The organism is Marinobacter sp. MMG032 (genome assembly GCF_040112695.1).
Taxonomy (GTDB): Bacteria; Pseudomonadota; Gammaproteobacteria; order Pseudomonadales; family Oleiphilaceae; genus Marinobacter; species Marinobacter salsuginis.
Genome location: NZ_CP157802.1, coordinates 1,105,846 through 1,126,676, shown reverse-complemented (window position 1 = coordinate 1,126,676; position 20,831 = coordinate 1,105,846). Strand labels below are relative to the sequence as shown.

Below are 20,831 nucleotides of genomic sequence, written 5' to 3'. Positions count from 1 at the left end.
ACAAGCCCTGGTTACCGTTTAACGCTCTTCTGCCTTGGTTTGCCGCCTTTGGGCCGTTTACCGGAGGTGGGTCTTTTGCCAGGCGTGGGTTTTCCTTTCGGGCCTGGTCGCCGAGCGCCGCCGGGCTTGCCCGGTGCTGATGAAGATCCAGGCTTTCGATTGGTCTGTGGTTTGGTCTTCGCCCCGGGCTTCTTTTTTGCAGGCTTGCCAGAGTTGGGCGGCGCCTCTGACGACGAATCCCGTATGGCATCGAACAGCCCGGCCAGTTCTTTCTCGGTCAGGTCCCGCCATTGGCCCACCGCGAGCCCTTTCAGACTGACGTTCATGATCCGGATACGTTCGAGTTTGGTAACCTCGTAACCAAAATACTCACACATCCGGCGAATCTGGCGGTTAAGGCCCTGAACCAGGATGATCCGGAAGACAAATCGTGACTCCCGCGACACCTTGCACTTTTTCGTCATGGTTCCGAGGATCGGCACACCATTGGCCATACCCTCCACGAATTCCCGGGTGACGGGCTTGTCGACGGTAACCAGGTATTCCTTTTCGTGGTTGTTGCCCGCCCGCAGGATCTTGTTGACCAGGTCGCCGTTGCTGGTCATGAAGATCAGGCCCTGGGAGTCCTTGTCCAGGCGTCCGATCGGGAAGATGCGTTCGCTGTGACCCACAAAGCGCTGGATATTGTGTTTCTCCGCGCTGTCCGTGGTACTGACAATCCCTACCGGTTTGTTCAGTGCAATGAACACGAGATCTTCTTCAGCCCGTGGCTCGATCACCTGGCCGTTCACCTTGACCGTGTCACCCGGAAGCACCTGGTCGCCGACGGTCGCCCGTTTGCCGTTGATGTAAACATTGCCTTGCTCGATGTATCGGTCAGCCTCCCGGCGGGAGCACATACCGCTTTCGCTGATGTATTTGTTGAGCCGGGTGGAATTGCCAGAGGTCATCGGGAGTCCGGTTGCCAGTGAGAATGTCGGGCATCATATCAGTCTGGAACACCGGTCGCAGCAGGGCTGGTTCTTTCTAACCGTCTCTGCCATTCTTGGCGGCGCCCTCAACCAATCAAACAAAAAAGACCATCATGGAAAAGACACGCATCACTATTGTTGCCGTTACCTGTATTGCCCTGTTCTTCCTGACCAACTACCTGTTCCGGTATCTGATCGGATTTACCGGGTTGTTGGCTTCATTGGTCATTGCGGCCCTGATTGCCGTCTACATGAGCTTCTCGGTGGCCCGGACCCTCGAGCGTTTGCCAATGCCGGAGGAGCGCTCACGGGCGCTATGGATTTATGGCGGTTTTCTCGGAGCCCTGTTCGTCGCTTTCGGCGCCTGGATGTTCCTGGATGCCGGGATGGATGCGGTCACCCTTGCCACCCTGTTTGTTCACTATTTGCCCTATCCGGCTCTCGCGCATGCGCTGCTATCGGATAAGGCCGTCGGGATGTTCCTGAAGAAGGATCGTCCTGGGGGATAAGGTGTTACAATATAACGTTTCGATTCTTCAAGGAGTGCCTCCGACGCCATGGCTCAACCTATTCCCACCAGTCTGATACTTGGTTTACTCGGTGTCGGTAAAACCACCGCCATTCTGGATTTGCTGAAAAACAAACCGGAAAACGAGGTCTGGGCCGTTCTGGTCAACGAATTCGGCGAGGTGGGCATTGATGGCGCCATGCTGCAAACCGAGGGCGCCTTCATCAAGGAAATACCCGGTGGCTGCATGTGCTGCGTGGCCGGCCTGCCGATGCAGATCGGGCTCAACCAGCTGATCCACAAGGCCAAGCCGGATCGGCTGCTGATCGAGCCCACCGGATTAGGGCACCCCTCCCAGATTCTGGATACCCTGACCAGCGAACACTACCAGGATGTGCTGTCGATGGGGCCGGTGATCTGCTTTGTGGACCCTCGCAGGCTCGAGGAGCCGAAAGTGCTGGGCAATGTCCAGTTCCGGGATCAGGTGGCTGCGGCAGATATTCTTGTCGCCAACAAGACTGATCTTTGCACTCCCGAACAACTGGCCCATTTCGATAACTGGGCGGCTCAGCTGGAGCCGGCCAAGCGGGCGATTCACCACACACGGTTCGGACAGCTTGCGCCGGGATGGCTGGACGGCCAGTCCGATGCCCTGCCAGTGACCAATCCGGACGCTCACCATCACCACCATCACAAGAACTCAGCGCCGGCCCCCGCTATTGATGACGAACCCTGGCAGCAGATCACCAATCAGGGGCAGGGGCACTTCAGTGTTGGCTGGCGGATTCATCCGAAACTGATCCTGGACGAGAACGCATTGCTGGTGATGGCCATGGACTCGGCGTTTGTGCGCTTCAAGGCGGTCGTTCACACAGTCGATGGCTGGCGGGCTATCAATGTTGTGGATGGTGCTCTGACCGTTATTCAGGGTGAACCGCAGGCCTATAGCCGGGCGGAAATAATCGCGTCTGATCAGATTGATGCCCGGGAACTTGATGCCCGCATGCGGGCGGCCGCAGGTCTGGATCCGAGGTGAACGAGTGAGCCTTTGTCCGGTATGTGAGCGGGGCAGTCTCTTGAAGTTCCGGGTGGTAAATACCCAGCGTTACCTTCGATGCAATGTCTGCCAGGCCACGGTGATGGATGCGTCCTGCCGGCTATCGCCCGAGCAGGAACGGGACATCTATCAGCTCCATGACAATGACCCGTCTGATGCGGGTTACCGGAAATTTCTCTCAAAACTGACGGAACCTCTTCTTGAGCGACTGCCACCGGGCGCCAGCGGCCTGGATTTCGGCTGTGGTCCAGGCCCGGCTCTGGCGCAGATGCTTGAGGCGGAAGGTATGGACGTCAGTCTCTACGATCCCTACTTTTATTCATCGACGTCCGTCCTTGATCAAACCTACGATTTCATCACCTGCACCGAGGTGGTCGAACATCTCTATGCGCCGGCTGCCGTCTTCAGGGATCTGGACCGGATGCTCAGGCCTGGTGGCTGGCTGGGCGTGATGACCTGCTTCCAGACCGACGATGACCGGTTCGACAACTGGCACTATCGCCGCGACCCGACCCATGTGGTTTTCTACCGGGAATTCACCTTCAAGCTGCTGGCCAACCGGTTTGGTTGGCATCTGGAGATACCGAGAAAGGATGTGGCGCTGTTCCGGAAGCCAGCCTAGGGCCTTTTTTGCGAGCACTCCGGTAGTGCAGGACAGTGTTCTGCGGATTTGGCATCGTCATGGCTCAGCAATTCCGACTGACCAAAACGATCCGGTGCCAGAGACGCAGCACACCGCGCAGCCTGCTTTGCTGTCCCCGAACAGCCGCTTTCCTGCAATGCGAAAGCAAGGTTGTTCCAGCCCTCGGCGAACTCCGGAAAACGTGTTGCCGCGCGCAGGAAATGGCCCCTTGCCTCATCCCGGCGGCCCAGTTTCCAGGCCAGGTTGCCTCTGGCCATGGTGGCCGTCGGTTGGTCTGGCCAGGTGATTTCGGCCGTCTCATAGGCGATGCCAGCGGCGGTGGTTCGCCCGGTTGTTTCAAGGTCATGGGCGGATTGCAGAAAACGAAGTGGTTTTGCGGTCGCAGGCACTCGGTCCGGCGGCAGAATGGTCACGGCCCAGTTGTCCGCCCGCCCCCAGGTGTGGCTGAAAACCTCCAGATCTATGGCCTCCCGCTTGCGGGTATCGGTATGGAGGATCAGGTCTCGCTCCTCCGAGTCGTAGCCCATGACAACTGCAAAGTGCCATTGGGGCCACCAGTCGAATCTCAGATTCTGCATCACCAGCACCGGGTTGCCCGAGTCGATTTCGACCAGCAGGCTCTCAAGCTCTCCATCCAGCGGGTAAACCAGCATGCCGTGCGCCCGCGCGGCGGCCACCATCTCGACCTGAAGGGACCCTTCGCGACCGGGGATGTAGACGAGTTCTTTAAGGATGTCGGGGTCGGTGTGAAGTCCATGGCTATTGAGCATCATTGCCAGGGACGCCGGCCCGCACTGATACTTCTCCTGCGGGTAGAAAGGCACATCGTCCAGAGTAACCCGATCGGGCCTTGAGAGCTGGTCGTCTTTAGGTGACGGCCATTCTGGCGTGCTCGCACAGCCAGCCAGCAGGCTGACCGTCAAAAACACGGTCAGCCCGCCGGAAATGGCTTTCAGTCTGGAGAACAGGACTGTCACTGCCCGCTGCTAGCGGATGCAGTTCACGAACGGGAAGATGTTCGTGGCGCAGAGCATATCGGTGATGATGAACACCAGCAGGAACAGCACAATAATGCCGACAACATCCTGCCCTGCAGGTGCTTCGGCAAGCTGACGCTCGAAATCCGCCAGTTCCGCGGGCGTGAGGTTCTGGATGCGTTCCTTGACCTGGTCCTGGCTGACCCCGAGATCTGCCAGCTTGGCCTGAACGTCCTGTCTGTCGAGCATGCTGATAAGCTCTTGCCGATCCAGTTGAACCTGTTGTTGGCCGATCATCTCGCCGGTTCCAACCATGCCGGCAGTAGCGGTAGCCGACCAGACAGAGCCCAGCGCCATCATCATCGCCATGAAAAAGGAAACGTACCTCAGGTGTTTGCGAATGCCTGACATGATTCACTCCTGTTATTGGCTACTTCCGCTGTAGCTGATGTGTTGGGTCATGTTGCACTACTTTCACGATAGATCAGTCTGTTGCGTTCCCTCAACCTACAAAATGTTCATGATCCCCGGACTTCAAGCTTGCGCTCCGGCCAATGGAGGATCGCTGAGCGAGTAACCATCCTGGTGGCCAGCTCAGGATAAGCCTGGCGGATAACCTCGGCCCCGAAGTCTGCCAGGAATGCCGATTTCAGTTCCGCCCGGGCTTTCTGCGTGCCCGGCTCCTGATAGGGCGCAGAGCAAAGCAGCAGGAAACCATCGTCGGGAATCCGGCCGCTGTCCATATTGCTTTTGATAATCCCTGCCGCCTGGCGGATGGGGTGAGATAGATCCGGACTGTAGGGGCCAATGATCAGGGCCACGTTCGGCGCGTGCAGGAAATCGAATCCCCGGCCGAGGCAGATTACCCATTCCCGGTGCTCGATGTTCAGCTCCCGGTCAAACTGGCGGATCTCGTTGACGTGTCGAATATTGCCCTCAACCAGGGGCAGCAGATCGCGTTGCACCGGTTCGGGCATATCCGGACAAAGGGATGCGATTTCGGAGGCCATGTCGTCAAGTCTCGACACGGGAATGGTGGACAGATCCAGCGTTCGCTCCTGGCTACCGTGCAGAACCAGCGCATCCTCGTCACTCTCGAAACCACATACCAGGGGATAGACCGTGCGGTGGCCGTTCCCGAACAGTTTTTCCACCTGGCTGCGGATCTGGAACGCATGGCGCATGGCGGCCTCACGGTCGCAGTCAAAGCCGGCGCAGCCCCGTTCCCGTAAACCTTTTGAGTAGTGATAGGTAATGATGATCAGCACCCGGCGCCCCTGACTGACTGCCTGCTGTACCGTGTCCGCAAGCATGTCGCCCAGATAGGGCCAGCCCAGCTCAAAGATGCCGCCGAGATTCCTGAAGGGGTGTATGACCCCAAGGGGCGTCTGGGTCACGTAGGGCAGGTGAATGCGGCCGTCCATGCACTTCATGGCAATGATCTGGGTGTTGTGCTCCGCCAGGTAACGCTGCCTGGCCAGATGGTTTTCCGGGCTGCAGAAGCTGGCCGAGTGGGCCCGGCTGAGTTCCATCAGCCAGTCGATGCGTTCCGAAATGGGGCGTGCATGTACCGGTGTTGTCATGGCTGTGTCCTGTGATGTTCAGAAGGTCGACAGGCCGGTGGCCTCCATTATCCGATAGCGCCAGTAGCGAAGCCTGGATTCATCGGCCCAGTCCTCGTAGGGCAGGCTCATTACCGGATCGTCCCCGGGCCCTTGTTGCCATTGTTGGTCAAAAAAGTCTCTGGCCCGGGTGGCAACCTGCGACTGGTCGGCCACCGATACCCAGACATCGGCTTCGAGATTCAGGTCGTCAAGATTGCGCCGGGTAAAATTCGCCGATCCCAGCAACATCTCTGTTGCGCCGTCGTGTTTGTCCAGCATCAGAAGCTTACTGTGACATTGCTCGCCCAGGGTATTACACCAACGGACGGGAACGCCTGCCCGAACCAGTTCCATGGCTACCTGTCGATTGGGAATGCCACTCTTCTGGTGGCCGAAGGCCTCGTTGTTGGCATCAAGCAAGACCCGCAGCGCCACGTTCCGTTTTGCCGCATCTATCAGGGCTTCGACGATATCGCGGTGGGAAAGATAGAACATGGCCATATCCAGTTGGTCGCCTGCTGAGGCCTTTCGAATCATCGCCAGGGCCTCATCCAGGATGGCTGATTCTGTCAGCACTGCCACCCGGGGCATTGCAGTGTCATCGGGTGGCGCAGTCGCTTCGGAAACCTGACTGATTTGCTCATCGATCGGTTGGGTGTTGGCGCCGGACATGGCGAGCACGGCACGCTCGCTTTTCAGCAGATCAATCACCGCCGGGCCCTTGAAACTCAGCCCCAGGTTGCTGTGCCGGCTGCTGCCGTCGTGGGGGTTGGCCGAGGTAACAATGGCTCTCAAGGAACCGGCCTCATCCGCAACTACAACCTTGCGATGATTGGCCTTGAAGTTCAGCAGCGCGAGGTAGCTTCGAAGGGTAACGGGCCTGGTGCCCAGGGCGTTGTCCAGCCAGCCGTCCCGTGGGTTGTTTCCGAACCACTGGCAACACAGGCGCCAGATCGCAGACCAGGTCGAGTTGCTGTCTCTGAGTGGACGAAGCGCGGTCTCCACAACTGGAATGCCACCATTACGCAGGGCCTCGAACCAGGGTGAGATAGTGCCGCCGTACATGGTGTTCAGAGGATCGGAGATCACTGTGATGGAAAGCTCCGGTTTCTCAGCTTTCCTGGCCAGCAGTGCCTCGGTCAGTTGTTGTGCCAGAGGGCGGTGGGCGACATTCTCCGGTGCGGTGCTGTTAAATAGAAACATGTCGACGAGAATGAACTCGTTGGCCTGTCCCACAAGCCGGAACACCTCGTCGAAAATTTCATGGTCGCGCTCTTCCCGGCCGTCCTGGTAGTGACGGGTGACGTCTGTCAGCAGCACGGGTTCCTCCAATGGCACCGCGGTTCCACGGTAGCTGATGCCCGGTGGCAGTGGCTTTTGAGTGTGGTACAGGCCGATGCCGGCCAGGGTGAGCAACAGCAGGAGAGTCAGTAACTTCAGTGTCATGTGTGTATTTCCATCATCCCTGAGGTAAACGACGACATAACTATACGTGACCTCTCTCTCAGGTAAACAAACACTTACAAAAAACACCCCGGCCGTTGTATCGAAGTTCCGCCACGCTTCCTAAACTAGTCAGATCAACCATTTATAACAAAGTTGCCTGTGAACGCCATACTCTCTTTCATTCCGCGCCTGTTCAGTTTGCGGGCCGTTATTCTCGTTCTGGCTGTTGTGTTTGCCCTGATGGGTGACCAGCTTGCTCTCGTTGGCTGGGCCGACCGCGCACTGTTCAGCATTTTCGGCGTGCCAGACGGCTCTGACCCGTCCACGATTGTCCCGCAGGAGGCATTCGGGCCGGCTATGGCTGATCGGGGCCTTTCGGAACCACTCTGGTCCGACATGGCAGTGACCGCAGGGCTGGCGATTGCGGCCCTGTATCTGGTGCTTGCTATCCCGGCGATGGGCGCAGCCGTTTCCCTGCCTGTCACGCTTTTGCTTGGCGGCTCGCTCGTGGTGATCCAGGCCGCGTTGATGTTCTACCACAACGCCTGGGTTCCGTTTGGCGTTGTGCTCACTTTGCTGGTGGTTGGTTATGTGGTGATGCTGTTCTGGCTGCAGCCACGGAAACACATCCGTGCACTGACAGACAATGTGCGCGATGCGCGGCTGAAGCTGGCCAAGGTGTTTCTGCAGCAAGGCCATACAGACGAGGCCCTTGAAGCGCTGGATCGCTGCCCCGACTGTGAGAGCGAGATCGAGCTGCGCTACGATGTCGCCATCCAGCAAGAGCGCAAACGCCAGTACGACAAGGCGGTCAGCACCTACCGCAGTATTCAGGAACGAAAAAAAGGTTTTCGGGACACCGCCGCGAGGCTGTCGGCACTGGAGAAGCTCGCACCGGATAACTCGTTGGTGCAGGGAGGGAGTTTCGATAATACCCGCACCTTGCTGATGCCGGAACCGTCAGTGAGTCGCCCGACCCTGGGGCGCTATGAAATCGAGCGGGAGATTGGTCGTGGTGCCATGGGTGTGGTCTATCTGGGCAAGGATCCGAAGATTGCCCGAACCGTTGCAATCAAGACCCTCAGCTACCAGGCCTTTGATGATGGCCAGCTGCAGGATCTCAAGGAACGATTCTTCCGGGAAGCGGAAGCCGCCGGGCGTCTGAGTCACCCGGCTATCGTTACCGTGTATGACGTGGGCGAGGAGGCCGACCTCGCCTACATTGCCATGGACTATGCGAAAGGGCGTCCGCTCAGTGAATTTTGCAGAACCGGCCGGTTACTGCCCCTGCCCAGGGTACTGGATATCGTTGCCCGAGTGGCAGACGCACTGGCCTACGCCCACAGCCAGAAAATCGTCCACCGCGACATCAAGCCCGGAAATATTATCTTCAATCCCGACAATGGCGATATAAAGATCACCGATTTCGGCATTGCCAAGATTTCCGATGACTCCCGAACGCGCACCGGGGCGGTGATGGGCAGCCCGCTGTATATGTCACCGGAACAGTTGAAGGGCCAGAAGGTCACCGGAGCCTCCGATATCTATAGCCTGGGCGTAACGCTTTACAAGCTGGTGAGCGGCGAAACGCCCTATCAGGGCGACACCCTGGCCAACCTGACCTACCAGATTCTCAACAAGCGCCCGCGCAGCGTCCGCGAGTTCAACCCGGATCTGCCAAACGGGGTGGTCCGTCTGATCAACAAGGCCATCCAGCGAGAGCCGGACAAGCGCTTTGCCAGTGCAGCAACCATGGCAGAGGCTGTGCGTCGTCTGGCCGTTCGCGAAGCTGGCCAGGAGGTGTCCTGATGCGCTATCACGTTGCTGGTCAGAGTCACCGGGGAGCCGTGCGGGAGTCGAACCAGGACGTTGTCGACTGGCGGATCAATGATGCCGGTGATCAGGCGTTACTGGTGGTTGCCGACGGCATGGGTGGGCATCAGGGGGGGGAGGTCGCCAGCCGTCTGGCAGTTGATGCCGTTATCGAATCCCTGGAACCGGCCATTGCTGGTGCCGCGTTCGACGGCACCGATGGTGCCATCCGGGAACATCTGGGGCGGGCCTTCTCGCTGGCCAATGAGCGGATAGTGAACCGGCGTTCCGGGGACCCGAAACTTGAAAAGATGGGCACCACACTGGTGGTGGCCTGGGTGATTGATGATCAGGCGCACATTGCCCATGTTGGAGATTCCCGGTGTTACAGCCTGCGTAGCAGTCAGGCGGTGTGTCTGACGCGGGACGATACCGTGGTCCAGAACATGCTGGAAGACGGCAGCATTACCGCGGCGGATGTGCCCAATGTGCCATTTCGGAATGTTCTGACCAGGGCAGTGGGAGCAGTGGAGAAGGCGGATCCGAGTTATCGGCGTGAGACCCTTGAAGAGGGGGACGTGCTCCTGCTGTGTTCCGATGGGTTAACCGATTCGGTCCCGGAATACCGGTGGCTTGAGATCCAAAAGGAAAGTGACGGCATGGAGCGCACGGTTCAGGCGCTGATTGATGCCGGCCTGGCAAACGAGGCTGGCGACAATGTGTCTGTGGTATTACTGACGTTGGAGTATTGAGGAAACTGACATGGCTTCGCTTTCGCAACTGGTGGATAACGTGGTTGTTACCACCTTTGAACTCGGGCAACCGGAAACCCGCATCGGTCGGCGCCCGGATAACGATATCCAGATCGATGAGATTTCCGTGAGCGGTCAGCACGCCCTGATAGAAGCGGTACCCAACGCCTATCTTGAAGGAACAGTGGATTACTACATCACCGACAGTAACAGCACCAATGGCACCTTCGTGAACGAGCTACGGGTTGCTGACCGGCAGCGCCTCAACAGCAACGACATGGTGCGCATTGGCTGGAACGAGTTTCGCTTTATCGACGAAGAAGAGCAGGCGCTGGAAAAAACCGCTTACATCCTCGACTGACAGAAACCAATGGTGCCGGTTTTAACGGATCCGGTCCTGAACAAATTGGCTGAAACGGGACAGTAGCGAGGACGCGTCTGGCGCTGGCTTCACGCCGGAGATCAGGGCTTCGGCATCCAGCCCCTCCCGGGTCAGGTCGGGCGCCTGTACTTTCAGGTAGGCGCTCATAATGGCGTCCGTGAACTCTGGATGGAATTGCACACCCCAGGCGCAGGGCCCAACTCTGAAGGCCTGATGGGGCTCGAATCGGTTGCGCCCCAGCAGCACCGCGCCTTCGGGCAGGCGCAGTACGGATTGCCGATGCGTCAGCTGTGCCGGAAATGCCTTCGGCAGGTCGCGGAACAAGACATCGGAGGCGGCTTCGGGGAGAAGTTCAACCTCGTGGGTGCCGGTTTCCCGGCCATTCGGATGGTAGCCCGCTTCTCCGCCCAGCGCGTGGGCCAGTAACTGGTGGCCGTAGCAGACACCGAGAACGGGCACTTCACTTTTCACAGCCTTTGCGAGCCAACGACCCGCGTTTTCGCTCCATTCGGCCCGGTCGCTGACCATGGCAGGCGAGCCTGTCACCACAATGCCGTCCCAGTCCTCCGGGTCGCCCGGCAGTTCGCCGGCTTCGGCGTTGGCTACAGTGATCTCCAGCTCCTTTGAAAGCCCCCGCAGGAACCATTCGTCAAAATCGCCAAACTCTGCCCGAATGTCCGGGTAGGTGGTCCCTGTTTTCAGGACCACTACACGCGCTTTGCGGATTGCGGGAGCGTTCTTCTGCATGGTGTTATCATTCCTGAATGACCGGAGGCCGGGCTGTTTACTGGTCTGGCAGCTCGGCATTGTGGAACACGTTCTGTACGTCGTCCAGCTCGTTCAGCATGTCCAGGAATTTCTCGAACAGGGGGATGTCATCACCTTCCACCAACGTGGTGGTTTTGGGCAGGAACTGGATTTCATCCACTTCAAAATCGATGTCGTCAATGGCGTCCACCAGCGCCTGACGGGCTTTGGCGTATTCGGTGTTCGGCGTAAACACGGTGATCAGGCCGTCTTCGTTTTCGATGTCGGTGACATCCACATCCGCTTCCATCAGCGCCTCGAGAACGGCCTCTTCATCCTCGCCCTTGAACGCAAAGATAGCGCTGTGGTCGAACATGTGAGACACCGCACCGGGCGTTCCGATCTTGCACTTGGTTTTGGTGAAGGCCAGACGCACATCGCCAAAGGTGCGGTTCGGGTTATCGGTCAGGCAGTCGACAATTACCATGCAGTTGCCCGGTCCGTAGCCTTCGTAGCGAGCGGGGGAATAGTCTTCGCCAGCGCCACCCTTGGCTTTGTCGATCGCTTTCTCGATGACGTGGGAGGGCACCTGGTCTTTCTTGGCCCGCTCGATCAACCCGCGCAGGGACAGGTTGGCCTGGGGGTCGGGGCCTCCGGACTTGGCGCTCATGTAAATTTCGCGGCCGTACTTGCTGTAGACCTTGGTTTTCGCCGCAGCCGTCTTGGCCATGGATTCTTTGCGGTTCTGGTAGGCTCTGCCCATCTGCGCTGCCTCTTGGTTCTCTGGAAAAGGCCGGATTTTACTCAACATTGCCGGTTTGGGACAGGCTTATTTGCCCCCCGTTCCGGGATGGTTTTCACGATCCACCAACACCAAGGTGCCAGCAGGACAGCACTTTTGGTGCACAGATCTATCGGCAGGACACTGCTAGCGTAAGAGGATAACTGGCATGCGTCGGGGAGCAGAATGCAAAGACATATCACAACGCAGACAACGGTCCGGATGCTGGTTCTGTATCTGATCTTTTCATGCTCGTACGCGAGTGCCGGGGTTAACGAGAACGGCGATCAGGATCAGGTTGCACGGGACATGATCCGGGTTCTCAACGCCTATGTCGTCTACAAGATGGGGCAATACGAATCGGCCTTTGAGCAGTACCTGGAGCTGGCGGAAGAAGGCAGCCGCCAGGGCATGCTGAACGTGGCCAACATGTATGCCCAGGGGCAGGGCGTTGAACAAAGCCAGAAGAAAGCCTTTCAGTGGTACCTGCGGGCGGCCGAGAGCGGCGATTCCATCAGCATGGTCGAAGTGGCCATGGCGTATGAAGAGGGTAGAGGGACCGTCCTGGATAAAAATGAAGCCCTCAGCTGGTACCGGCGCGCTGCGGAAGCCGGAAACAGTGACGCCCGCTGGCGGTTGGGCAAAAGGCTTTATGACAAAGGCAGTAGGGCTGAAGGCTTGTGTCTGATCCAGCAGGCGGCAGTTGATGGTGGTCAGCCCACGGCGCAGCAGTTCCTGTTAGCGCTGCAGCCGAGCACCGGACCCGAGAGTAAATTGCCCCGGTCTCGGTGCTCCTCTTCCGACAGTTAAACGTAATCAACCGGCCGGCGATAATTATCCTGTGTCATCAGGTCGATACCGCACTCAATGTCGCTGACCCAGTTCAGGAAGCGATCAACCATAACTGGCCCTTCAAAGCGTTTGCCATGCTGGGGCACGATCATCGAAACGTCCATGTCGCGGACCATGTTGGCCCACAGTCTGCAGACTTTCTGGGAGGCGATGTAGCGCCGATGGAAGCCAATCATGCTCGGTATGTGCTTGTCGAAGTCTTTCACTGGCAGATGATCGTCCTCACCGCCCAGCGAAGCTCCCAGGTCGCCGGAGAAGAGGATCTTGGAGACCGGGTCGTAAAACTGGAGATTGCCTACCGAATGCATGAAGTGGGCTGGCAGGCACTGCAAATAGGACTCGCCAAACTTCACATTGGCACCGGCATCCGGAATGCTGACGATGCGGTCGTACACGCTGCCGCTGAGCTGATTGGTCACGTAGCTGGAAACCAGGTGGGGAAGGAACCGCGCCCAGAGTTTCGAGGTGACGATTTTCGCGCGGGTATGAACAATCCAGCGGTCGATGGCGCCAATGATGTCCGGGTCCTGGTGAGAAGCGAACACGTAGTCCATATCGCGAATGTTCATATAGCGAGACGCGGCCACCGACAGGGGAGTGTAGGTAAGGTCACCGCCCGGATCGATGAGCGCTTCGTGTTTTCCGTCGACAATCAGGAACTGGTTGGACTGGACGCCCTCGCCGGTCACCAGGGAATCGAACATCAGGCATTTGTGGTGTCCATTATCGAACAGGACAATCGGCTCGGCTGCCATTTCGGTCTCCCGCTGAATACAGTGTGGTCCGGCCGGAATGGCCGGATATTGCAAGCTGCGCGGAGATTACAAAATTGACAAAAGCCAACTATTGCCTCAGGTCAATTCTCTGATATTCCTCAAGTAACGATTTGTTGTTGCCGACCATCAGGCCAGCCGGGGCACCCGTTTGATCCCGCGGCGAATGCCCTGTTCCAGGGCGCTGCTGACCACCTTGCCGGTAAACGGCACGATGTCTTCAAAGGTGATGGTGTAGTTCACCCGGGTATGACCTTCAGGCGTGTCCTCGAACCGGATACGGCCAAGGTGATTGCGGATCGGACTCATGCTGGTGATGGTGTACTCGATCAGTGAATCCGGCTCGAAGTTGGTCACGGTTTCTTCCAGCCCCACCGGCCCGATGCCGATCTTGCGGACGGAACCAATGCCATTGGGATCGGCCTGGTCGCTGTCCTTGATGCGTTTTACGGGCGCACCCAGCAGTTTTCCGAAACGGTGGTGGTCGGCGAACAGTGCAAAGACCCTTCGTCGCGGTACATCGAAGGTTTCATCAATTTCTATGGTGTACATGGCCATCAGCTCACTCTTTTTGTCGTTCGATACACCAAGCCTAAACCCTTGGCTCCTACAACAAAAGTCGTAGAAAGCGGCAGGTTTCAATCTGGCCCGGACTGACCGTTCAGTGCCGCGCAGTATGCCGGTAGTCCCGGGGCGACTGGCCCATTACCTTTTTGAAAAGCCGCGAAAAATAGTAGGCGTCGTCGTAGCCCAGCCGTCGGCTGATGTCGGCAAAACTCAGGCTGCTGTTATCCAGCATCTGGCACGCCCGCTCTACCTTGAGGTGCAGGAAGTGCTGGATCGGGGAGGTTCCGGTCTGCTCCCGATAGCGGGTGGCGAAATGTGCGGGGGACAGGCCGGCAAGGTCAGCCAATTGCTCCAGGCTGATACGCTCATCCAGGTGCTCCCGCATATAGTTGTGGATGGTTTCCAGCTCGGCCTGCCGTTCATGCCCGGTCTCGTCGGCGTTGATCGGAACCGCCGCTAACAGTTGCCGTAGCCGGTTGGCCGCGTGGATAAGGCCGCGGGCCCGGAAACCGGTCTGCCGCACCGACAGCAGACCATTGAAGTCAACCAGAAGCCGGGGTTGGCGGCCCATGTGGCGAATGCGGGTCGGGCCGTCAAAACCCATATAGTGTCGGAAATCCTCAGCCAATGGTCCGGTGTAGTGCACCCAGTGAATGGTCCATGGATTGTCCGGATCGGCGGTATAGCGGTGGTTGGCGCCGGCCGGCAAAAGCAGCAGGTCGCCAGCCTCCACCGTGTAGGGCTCACCGCCGACGTTCAGGAACGCCCGGCCCTCGGTACAGTAGATCAAAAGATTGTCGTGATGGTGCTCCCGGTGCATGTGATGGCCCACGGCGCGCCGATAGTGGCCGAACGCCAGCGGGTAAAGATCCCGGGTGAGCGGATGGCTCGCCAGCAGTCGGATGATTGGTTCAGGCACGACGTAGCGAATGCTGTCTTTGGGCACCGGCCACTGTGAGGTTTGGGTCATTTCAGGTCTTTTGTTTTTAGGCTTAATCGAAAGATAGTCCATTACGGGCGAAATTTAGTCAATCACCCCTTGGTCGATCCCGTGCTAGCCTTTGGTTAAACGTGGCCGCAACCCTTTGGTTCTGGCCGGCTTCCCGCACAACAACAAACAGGGACATCAACATGAAAAATGTACCGCTGTATCTCGCAGGTGAGTTCGTCGATAGCCAAACCAGTGAATGGATCGACGTTACCAACCCCGCCACCAACGAAGTGATTGCCAAGGCGCCGTGCACCACCGATGCGGAAATGCGTAAGGCCATCGAAAGCGCTGGCGAAATGTTCAAGACCTGGAAGGAAGTGCCTGTCTCAGAGCGCGCCCGGGTTATGCTCCGTTACCAGGCTCTGCTGAAAGAGCATCATGATGAGATCGCCGAAATCCTGGCGCAGGAAACCGGCAAGACCTTTGATGATGCCAAAGGTGATGTCTGGCGTGGCATTGAAGTGGTCGAGCACGCTGCCAACGTCGCTTCAATGATGATGGGCGAAACCGTTGAAAACGTGGCCCGCGAAGTGGATACCCATTCCTGGATCCAGCCGCTGGGCGTCTGCGCGGGTATCACCCCGTTCAACTTCCCGGCCATGATTCCGCTGTGGATGTTCCCGATGGCCATTGCCTGCGGCAACACCTTTATCCTGAAGCCGTCCGAACAGGATCCGCTGACGCCTATGCGCCTCGCAGAGCTGTTCGAGGAAGCCGGTGCGCCCAAGGGCGTCCTGCAGGTGGTTCACGGTGGCAAGGAGCAGGTTGACGTACTGCTGACTGATCCCGCCATCAAGGCCGTTTCTTTTGTAGGTTCTGTGCCAGTTGGCCGTTACATCTACGAAACCGGCACCCGCAACATGAAGCGTGTACAGAGCTTTGCCGGCGCCAAGAACCATATGGTGATCCTGCCGGACGCTGACAAGCAGCAGGTGATCAATGCCCTGGTTGGTGCTTCAGTAGGTGCTGCCGGCCAGCGCTGCATGGCAATTTCCGTCGCCGTTTTTGTGGGCGAAGCCCAGCAGTGGATCCCCGAGCTGAAAGAAGCCATGGCTAAAGTGCGTCCCGGCGCGTGGAACGACTCCGGTGCCAGCTATGGCCCGATCATCTCCGCCAAGGCGAAAGACCGCATTGAATCTCTTATTGCGACTGGCGAAGCCCAGGGCGCCAAGCTCCTGCTGGACGGCCGTGGTTGCACAGTAGATGGTTTGCCGGACGGCAACTGGGTTGGTCCGACGCTGTTCTCCGGTGTAACCACCGACATGGACATCTACAACGAAGAGATCTTCGGCCCCGTGCTGTCCTGCGTCGAAACCGACACCCTCGGTGATGCCATCGAACTGGTCAACAAGAGCCCGTACGGCAACGGTGTGTCCATCTTTACCAGCTCCGGCGGTGCCGCACGTCGCTTCCAGCATGAAATCGATGTAGGACAGGTGGGCGTGAATATCCCCATTCCGGTGCCCCTGCCGTTCTTCTCGTTCACCGGCTGGAAAGGTTCCTTCTACGGTGACCAGCATGCCTACGGCAAGCAGGCGGTTCGCTTCTACACTGAGACCAAGACGGTTACCTCCCGCTGGTTCTCCAGTGAAGCAACCAGCACCGAAGCTAACTTCTCTATCCAGTTGCGTTAATTGCGTTGAAGGTGGGGTATTTGGGCCGGAACCTGTTTCCGGCCCCTTGTTTTCCCTGCCCAATGCCAAGCCTTCTCTATCTGGAGCGTAACGATGGACTTTAACCTCACCGAAGATCAGCTGGCGTTTCGCGAAGCGGCTCGGGCGTTCGCTGAAAAATCCATGGCTCCCCATGCGGCGAAGTGGGATGACGAGCATATCTTTCCGGTCGATGTGATGAAGGAAGCCGGAGAGATGGGTTTCATGGGTATGTACACGCCCGAAGCACTCGGCGGCATGGGCCTTTCCCGTCTGGATACGTCGGTTATCGTGGAGGAACTCGCCGCTGCGTGTCCTTCAACCGCTGCGTTTATCACCATCCACAATATGGCTACCTGGATGGTCGCCAGCTTTGCGTCTGATGATCTCAAGCAGGAAATCGTGCCTAAGCTCGCCAGTGGCGAATGGCTCGCCTCCTACTGCCTGACCGAGCCGGGTGCCGGTTCAGACGCGGCCAGCCTTCGCACCAAGGCCGTGCGGGATGGCGACAGCTATGTGATCACCGGCAGCAAGGTATTTATTTCCGGCGCCGGTGCCACTGATATTCTGGTATTGATGGCGCGGACCGGAGCGCCGGATTCTGGTTATAAAGGCATTTCCACCTTTGTGATTCCCGCAGATGCCGATGGCATTTCCTACGGCAAGAACGAAGAAAAAATGGGCTGGCACAGTCAACCGACCCGGATGATCAGCCTCGAGAATGTCCGCATTCCGGCCAGCAACCGGGTGGGTGACGAAGGTGATGGGTTTGCCATCGCCATGAAAGGCCTCGATGGCGGCCGGCTGAACATTGCTACCTGCTCCCTAGGCGGTGCTCAGGCGGCTCTTCTCCGCGCCCGAAACTACATGCATGAGCGCGAACAGTTCGGCAAACCGCTGGCGGCTTTTCAGGCCTTGCAGTTCAAGCTGGCCGACATGGCCACCAATCTGGTTGCCGCGCGGCAGATGGTTCGCCTTGGCGCGTTCAAGCTCGACAACGCCGATCCGGAAGCGACACTGCACTGTGCCATGGCCAAGCGTTTCGCCACCGATGCCTGTTTCGAGGTAGTCAACGAAGCGCTGCAGCTTCACGGCGGCTATGGCTACATTCGCGAATATCCGCTTGAGCGTTACCTGCGCGACCTGCGAGTGCACCAGATTCTGGAAGGCACCAACGAAATCATGCGTCTGATTGTTGCCCGTCGCCTACTCGATGACGGCGTGGCTGAGGCAATTCAATAATCATAGAAATGGGGCCAGATGACGATTTCGTCTGGCCCCATTTTCAGGATGAGGAATAAGAAATGAGTGACCTGATTCAGCTCGAAAAACGCGGACACATCGCGGTACTGACTATCAATAATCCACCGGCTAACACCTGGACAAAGGATTCCCTGATTGCCCTGACGAAAATCGTCAATGAACTGAACGAAGACCGGGACATCTTTGCTCTGGTGATGACCGGGCAAGGCGAGAAGTTCTATTCCGCCGGCGCCGATCTGAAAACCTTCGCCGATGGCGACAAGGCACGGGCCAATGAGATGGCTCAGTTGTTCGGCGAGGCGTTTTCCACGCTGGGCCGCTTCCGGGGTGTCTCCATCGCTGCAGTGAACGGGTATGCGATGGGTGGTGGCCTGGAATGCGCCATGGCTTGCGACATCCGCATTGCCGAAGAGCACGCCCAGATGGCGCTGCCCGAGGCCGGCGTTGGCTTGCTACCCTGCGCCGGTGGTACCCAGAACCTGCCCTGGTTGGTAGGTGAGGGCTGGGCCAAGCGGATGATTCTGTGCGGTGAGCGGGTAAAAGCTGATACCGCACTGCGGATCGGCCTGGTTGAGGAAGTGGTGCCGAGCGGACAGAGCCTTGATAAGGCGCTGGAGCTGGCGGAAATGGCGTGCCAGCAGAGCCCGTCGTCTACCGCCCGGTGCAAGACCCTGGTAATGAGCGCCCGTGATGGCCGCAGCCACGACGACGGCTGGCGCATGGAGCGGGAACTGTTTGTCGAGCTGTTCTCCACCGAAGACCAGAAAGAAGGCGTAAACGCATTTCTCGACAAGCGCAAACCGGAATGGAAAAACCGCTGAAGCCGGCTGGAAAAGGCTGGCTCAAGGACCTGTTATGAGTGATCAACCCATTGTCTTTGAAGAATGGAAAACGGGCGACGGCACGCTGATCGCCGTGGCCCGATTGAATACGCCGAAGGCGCTGAACTCGCTTTCTCTGGAGATGATCCGGTTACTGACGCCACAACTGAAGCGCTGGGCGGAAGATCCCGCAATCCAGGCTGTCTGGTTGGAATCCGAAGGCGACAAGGCGTTCTGCGCCGGTGGAGACATCGTCGCGCTGTATCGCAGCATGACTGAACCGCAGGGTGCAAGCGAGGGCGAGGCGTTCTTCAACGAGGAATATGAGCTGGATTACCTGATCCATACTTTCCAGAAACCGATCGTATGCTGGGGACATGGCATCGTGATGGGTGGCGGCATGGGCATTATGGAGGGCGCTTCCCACCGGGTGGTGACCGAAGGCTCGAAACTCGCCATGCCCGAGATCACTATCGGCCTGTACCCCGATGTCGCCGCCGGCTGGTTCCTTAACCGGACCCCCGGCCGCACAGGCCTGTTTCTGGGGCTGACCGGCGCCCGCCTCAACGGTGCCGATGCAGTTTTCACGGGGCTGGCAGATCGCTTCATCCGGCATGATCTGAAGGCCGATGTTGTTGCTGCACTCTGCAAGCGTGACTGGCAGGGCGAGGATCCTCACGCCGTGGTTGGCAGCGTGCTCCGCCAATTCGAGCGTGAGAGCATCGATGCCATGCCGGAATCACCGGTTCGTACGCATTTCGATGAGATCAACCGGGTAACCGATGCGGACTCCCTGGAAGCAACGGTTAGCCAGTTGAAAGAACTGTCCGGAGGCGACGGATGGGTGGCAAAAGCAACCCGCTCCCTGGCGAGTGCGTCACCCACATCTCTGGCTCTGGTCTGGCGGCACCTGCACGGTTGCAAACACAACAGCCTGAAAGAGGTGCTCGATAAGGAACTGGTACTTTCCACCAAGTGCCTCACCAAGGGCGAATTCGCCGAAGGTATCCGCGCGCTTCTGATCGACAAGGATCAGCAGCCCCGCTGGCGCTATGCGTCTCTTGCGGAAATGGATAGTGCGTGGATCGACGACTTTTTTAGCTGATCTATTACAAGAACAAGGAGAAAAGACATGGCAAAAATTACCTTCATCGGCCTCGGTAATATGGGCGGCCCCATGGCCAGCAACCTCGTGAAAGCGGGCCACGAGGTCACCGTATTCGATCTGTCCAAAGACGCTGTTGCCGCCCTGGTGTCCGAGGGCGCGAAAACGGCAGACACCGCCCACGAAGCAGCCAACGGCGCAGAGTGCGTCATCACCATGCTGCCGGCCGGCCAGCATGTGGAAGCGGTATACCTGGGGGACGATGGTCTGCTTGCAAAACTGCCGGCCGGCACCCTGGTGATTGATTCTTCCACCATCGCACCGGAAACAGCCCGGGGCGTTGCCGAAGTGGCACGTGCCAAGGACATTCCATTCCTCGATGCGCCAGTCTCTGGCGGCGTTGGCGGTGCCAAGGCCGGTACCCTGACGTTCATTTGTGGCGGTTCGGAAGAGGCCTTCAACAAGGCCAAGCCGATTCTCGATGCCATGGGCAAGAACATTTTCCACGCCGGTGATCACGGTTCTGGCCAGGTGGCCAAGATTTGCAACAACATGCTGTTGGCCATCCTGATGTCTGGCACCAGCGAGGCGTTGGCGCTCGGCGTGAAGAACGGTCTGGATCCGGCGGTGCTGTCGGAAATCATGAAGCAGAGCTCCGGTGGCAACTGGGCGTTGAACGTCTATAACCCCTGGCCGGGAGTGATGGAAGGTGTACCCGCGTCCCGTAACTACGAAGGCGGTTTCCTGGTGAACCTGATGACCAAGGATCTGGGTTTGGCCTTCGACAACGCTGTGAAGAACCAGGCCTCTATTCCCATGGGCTCTCTGGCCCGTAACCTGTTCCAGCTGCACGCCGGGCAGGGTAATGGCAGCCTGGATTTCTCCAGCATCCAGCGGCTTTACAAGCCTGAATAAAGATTGGGTAAGGACACGATCAAAACGCCGGACGGGCGCTACCTTGTAGTTAAGGGGCGCCTGTGGCGTTGTTCGAATCCCGGTCTTCCATAGGCAAGGGATTAACCTTCGGTCTTTTCGTTGAATAACCACGACGACGCTGTTAATGTTTCACCCGCTACGATGGAAGAGCTGCCAGGGATAGTGCAGTTTCTGTAGCAGAATCATCCGGA

The 20,831-nt window shown here is 58.2% G+C and carries 22 protein-coding genes; 12 read left to right on the top strand and 10 right to left on the bottom strand.

Going from position 1 to position 20,831, the window contains the following annotated elements; translation table 11 throughout:
• Positions 1–11 precede the first annotated feature (11 nt).
• Positions 12–950 carry a 23S rRNA pseudouridine(2604) synthase RluF gene (gene rluF / locus ABNF92_RS05175; protein WP_069184211.1) on the bottom strand — a complete coding sequence of 313 codons (939 nt, stop codon included), beginning with the start codon at positions 948–950 and terminating at the stop codon, positions 12–14.
• Between the two features lie 134 nt (positions 951–1,084).
• Between rluF and ABNF92_RS05170 the strand changes: the two genes are divergently transcribed.
• From ABNF92_RS05170 to ABNF92_RS05160, 3 genes are read left to right on the top strand one after another with little or no spacing between them, the layout of a single operon-like run.
• Positions 1,085–1,480 (top strand): hypothetical protein, encoded by a 396-nt coding sequence (locus ABNF92_RS05170; protein ID WP_069184212.1) that lies wholly within the window; start codon positions 1,085–1,087, stop codon positions 1,478–1,480.
• A gap of 48 nt (positions 1,481–1,528) precedes the next feature.
• Entirely contained in the window at positions 1,529–2,515 is a 987-nt protein-coding gene (locus ABNF92_RS05165; protein ID WP_349343646.1) for a GTP-binding protein, read from the top strand.
• Positions 2,475–3,158, top strand: coding sequence for a class I SAM-dependent methyltransferase (locus ABNF92_RS05160; RefSeq protein WP_291909637.1), 684 nt, complete (start codon positions 2,475–2,477; stop codon positions 3,156–3,158). Before ABNF92_RS05165 ends, ABNF92_RS05160 begins: the two co-directional genes overlap by 41 nt.
• Here the strand turns inward: ABNF92_RS05160 and ABNF92_RS05155 are convergent.
• The 4 genes from ABNF92_RS05155 to ABNF92_RS05140 all read right to left on the bottom strand — a co-directional run bounded on the left by ABNF92_RS05155 (position 3,155) and on the right by ABNF92_RS05140 (position 7,206).
• A complete protein-coding gene (locus ABNF92_RS05155; RefSeq protein WP_349343645.1) occupies positions 3,155–4,156 on the bottom strand; it encodes a PA2778 family cysteine peptidase in 1,002 nt (333 codons plus the stop codon). The genes ABNF92_RS05160 and ABNF92_RS05155 overlap by 4 nt on opposite strands.
• A gap of 9 nt (positions 4,157–4,165) precedes the next feature.
• Positions 4,166–4,567: a PA2779 family protein gene (locus ABNF92_RS05150; protein WP_069184215.1), complete on the bottom strand. Its 402-nt coding sequence runs from the start codon at positions 4,565–4,567 to the stop codon at positions 4,166–4,168.
• Positions 4,568–4,674: 107 nt separating this feature from the next.
• Positions 4,675–5,739 (bottom strand): carboxysome shell carbonic anhydrase domain-containg protein, encoded by a 1,065-nt coding sequence (locus ABNF92_RS05145; protein ID WP_136631630.1) that lies wholly within the window; start codon positions 5,737–5,739, stop codon positions 4,675–4,677.
• Positions 5,740–5,757: 18 nt separating this feature from the next.
• The gene (locus tag ABNF92_RS05140; RefSeq protein ID WP_349343644.1) at positions 5,758–7,206 is read right to left on the bottom strand and encodes a phospholipase D family protein; all 1,449 of its coding nucleotides are present in this window, start codon (positions 7,204–7,206) and stop codon (positions 5,758–5,760) included.
• Between the two features lie 159 nt (positions 7,207–7,365).
• On the opposite strand from ABNF92_RS05140, the gene ABNF92_RS05135 reads away from it, so the two are divergent.
• The 3 genes from ABNF92_RS05135 to ABNF92_RS05125 are packed head-to-tail and all read left to right on the top strand — an operon-like array spanning position 7,366 to position 10,131.
• Entirely contained in the window at positions 7,366–9,015 is a 1,650-nt protein-coding gene (locus tag ABNF92_RS05135; RefSeq protein WP_349343643.1) for a serine/threonine-protein kinase, read from the top strand.
• The gene (locus ABNF92_RS05130; RefSeq protein WP_349343642.1) at positions 9,015–9,770 is read left to right on the top strand and encodes a protein phosphatase 2C domain-containing protein; all 756 of its coding nucleotides are present in this window, start codon (positions 9,015–9,017) and stop codon (positions 9,768–9,770) included. The genes ABNF92_RS05135 and ABNF92_RS05130 overlap by 1 nt, the downstream gene beginning before the upstream one ends.
• Before the next feature lie 10 nt (positions 9,771–9,780).
• Positions 9,781–10,131 carry an FHA domain-containing protein gene (locus tag ABNF92_RS05125; RefSeq protein ID WP_069184220.1) on the top strand — a complete coding sequence of 117 codons (351 nt, stop codon included), beginning with the start codon at positions 9,781–9,783 and terminating at the stop codon, positions 10,129–10,131.
• A gap of 21 nt (positions 10,132–10,152) precedes the next feature.
• Here the strand turns inward: ABNF92_RS05125 and ABNF92_RS05120 are convergent, their stop codons facing one another.
• Entirely contained in the window at positions 10,153–10,899 is a 747-nt protein-coding gene (locus ABNF92_RS05120) for a glutamine amidotransferase (RefSeq protein ID WP_349343641.1), read from the bottom strand.
• A gap of 37 nt (positions 10,900–10,936) precedes the next feature.
• Positions 10,937–11,662 carry a YebC/PmpR family DNA-binding transcriptional regulator gene (locus ABNF92_RS05115; RefSeq protein ID WP_349343640.1) on the bottom strand — a complete coding sequence of 242 codons (726 nt, stop codon included), beginning with the start codon at positions 11,660–11,662 and terminating at the stop codon, positions 10,937–10,939.
• Between the two features lie 204 nt (positions 11,663–11,866).
• Here ABNF92_RS05115 and ABNF92_RS05110 point away from each other — a divergent pair, with 204 nt between their 5' ends.
• Positions 11,867–12,490, top strand: a complete 624-nt coding sequence (locus ABNF92_RS05110) for a tetratricopeptide repeat protein (protein WP_349343639.1) — start codon at positions 11,867–11,869, stop codon at positions 12,488–12,490.
• Here ABNF92_RS05110 and ABNF92_RS05105 read toward each other — a convergent pair.
• From ABNF92_RS05105 to ABNF92_RS05095, 3 genes are all read right to left on the bottom strand, one after another.
• Positions 12,487–13,287 (bottom strand): MBL fold metallo-hydrolase, encoded by an 801-nt coding sequence (locus tag ABNF92_RS05105; RefSeq protein WP_136631626.1) that lies wholly within the window; start codon positions 13,285–13,287, stop codon positions 12,487–12,489. The two genes, ABNF92_RS05110 and ABNF92_RS05105, sit on opposite strands and share 4 nt — an antisense overlap.
• Before the next feature lie 147 nt (positions 13,288–13,434).
• The gene (locus ABNF92_RS05100; protein ID WP_069184223.1) at positions 13,435–13,863 is read right to left on the bottom strand and encodes an SRPBCC family protein; all 429 of its coding nucleotides are present in this window, start codon (positions 13,861–13,863) and stop codon (positions 13,435–13,437) included.
• Between the two features lie 103 nt (positions 13,864–13,966).
• A complete protein-coding gene (locus ABNF92_RS05095; RefSeq protein ID WP_209398549.1) occupies positions 13,967–14,842 on the bottom strand; it encodes an AraC family transcriptional regulator in 876 nt (291 codons plus the stop codon).
• 161 nt (positions 14,843–15,003) lie between these two features.
• On the opposite strand from ABNF92_RS05095, the gene ABNF92_RS05090 reads away from it, so the two are divergent.
• From ABNF92_RS05090 to mmsB, 5 genes are all read left to right on the top strand, one after another.
• On the top strand, positions 15,004–16,497 hold the full coding sequence (locus tag ABNF92_RS05090; RefSeq protein WP_069184225.1) for a CoA-acylating methylmalonate-semialdehyde dehydrogenase: 1,494 nt from the start codon (positions 15,004–15,006) through the stop codon (positions 16,495–16,497).
• A gap of 93 nt (positions 16,498–16,590) precedes the next feature.
• Positions 16,591–17,757, top strand: a complete 1,167-nt coding sequence (locus ABNF92_RS05085) for an acyl-CoA dehydrogenase family protein (protein WP_291909602.1) — start codon at positions 16,591–16,593, stop codon at positions 17,755–17,757.
• Between the two features lie 62 nt (positions 17,758–17,819).
• The gene (locus ABNF92_RS05080; protein WP_069184227.1) at positions 17,820–18,599 is read left to right on the top strand and encodes an enoyl-CoA hydratase; all 780 of its coding nucleotides are present in this window, start codon (positions 17,820–17,822) and stop codon (positions 18,597–18,599) included.
• A 34-nt stretch (positions 18,600–18,633) separates the two neighbouring features.
• Positions 18,634–19,704: an enoyl-CoA hydratase/isomerase family protein gene (locus tag ABNF92_RS05075; RefSeq protein ID WP_136631622.1), complete on the top strand. Its 1,071-nt coding sequence runs from the start codon at positions 18,634–18,636 to the stop codon at positions 19,702–19,704.
• Between the two features lie 27 nt (positions 19,705–19,731).
• The gene (gene mmsB / locus ABNF92_RS05070) at positions 19,732–20,619 is read left to right on the top strand and encodes a 3-hydroxyisobutyrate dehydrogenase (RefSeq protein WP_069184229.1); all 888 of its coding nucleotides are present in this window, start codon (positions 19,732–19,734) and stop codon (positions 20,617–20,619) included.
• Positions 20,620–20,831: the final 212 nt, after the last annotated feature.

Excerpts from the sequence above, each read along its gene's own strand:
- rluF (WP_069184211.1), bottom strand. The coding sequence starts at position 950 with ATGACCTCTGGCAATTCCACCCGGCTCAACAAATACATCAGCGAAAGC.
- ABNF92_RS05170 (WP_069184212.1), top strand. The coding sequence starts at position 1,085 with ATGGAAAAGACACGCATCACTATTGTTGCCGTTACCTGTATTGCCCTG.
- ABNF92_RS05165 (WP_349343646.1), top strand. The coding sequence starts at position 1,529 with ATGGCTCAACCTATTCCCACCAGTCTGATACTTGGTTTACTCGGTGTC.
- ABNF92_RS05160 (WP_291909637.1), top strand. The coding sequence starts at position 2,475 with ATGCCCGCATGCGGGCGGCCGCAGGTCTGGATCCGAGGTGAACGAGTG.
- ABNF92_RS05150 (WP_069184215.1), bottom strand. The coding sequence starts at position 4,567 with ATGTCAGGCATTCGCAAACACCTGAGGTACGTTTCCTTTTTCATGGCG.
- ABNF92_RS05145 (WP_136631630.1), bottom strand. The coding sequence starts at position 5,739 with ATGACAACACCGGTACATGCACGCCCCATTTCGGAACGCATCGACTGG.
- ABNF92_RS05140 (WP_349343644.1), bottom strand. The coding sequence starts at position 7,206 with ATGACACTGAAGTTACTGACTCTCCTGCTGTTGCTCACCCTGGCCGGC.
- ABNF92_RS05130 (WP_349343642.1), top strand. The coding sequence starts at position 9,015 with ATGCGCTATCACGTTGCTGGTCAGAGTCACCGGGGAGCCGTGCGGGAG.
- ABNF92_RS05125 (WP_069184220.1), top strand. The coding sequence starts at position 9,781 with ATGGCTTCGCTTTCGCAACTGGTGGATAACGTGGTTGTTACCACCTTT.
- ABNF92_RS05120 (WP_349343641.1), bottom strand. The coding sequence starts at position 10,899 with ATGCAGAAGAACGCTCCCGCAATCCGCAAAGCGCGTGTAGTGGTCCTG.
- ABNF92_RS05115 (WP_349343640.1), bottom strand. The coding sequence starts at position 11,662 with ATGGGCAGAGCCTACCAGAACCGCAAAGAATCCATGGCCAAGACGGCT.
- ABNF92_RS05110 (WP_349343639.1), top strand. The coding sequence starts at position 11,867 with ATGCAAAGACATATCACAACGCAGACAACGGTCCGGATGCTGGTTCTG.
- ABNF92_RS05105 (WP_136631626.1), bottom strand. The coding sequence starts at position 13,287 with ATGGCAGCCGAGCCGATTGTCCTGTTCGATAATGGACACCACAAATGC.
- ABNF92_RS05100 (WP_069184223.1), bottom strand. The coding sequence starts at position 13,863 with ATGGCCATGTACACCATAGAAATTGATGAAACCTTCGATGTACCGCGA.
- ABNF92_RS05095 (WP_209398549.1), bottom strand. The coding sequence starts at position 14,842 with ATGACCCAAACCTCACAGTGGCCGGTGCCCAAAGACAGCATTCGCTAC.
- ABNF92_RS05090 (WP_069184225.1), top strand. The coding sequence starts at position 15,004 with ATGAAAAATGTACCGCTGTATCTCGCAGGTGAGTTCGTCGATAGCCAA.
- ABNF92_RS05085 (WP_291909602.1), top strand. The coding sequence starts at position 16,591 with ATGGACTTTAACCTCACCGAAGATCAGCTGGCGTTTCGCGAAGCGGCT.
- ABNF92_RS05080 (WP_069184227.1), top strand. The coding sequence starts at position 17,820 with ATGAGTGACCTGATTCAGCTCGAAAAACGCGGACACATCGCGGTACTG.
- ABNF92_RS05075 (WP_136631622.1), top strand. The coding sequence starts at position 18,634 with ATGAGTGATCAACCCATTGTCTTTGAAGAATGGAAAACGGGCGACGGC.
- mmsB (WP_069184229.1), top strand. The coding sequence starts at position 19,732 with ATGGCAAAAATTACCTTCATCGGCCTCGGTAATATGGGCGGCCCCATG.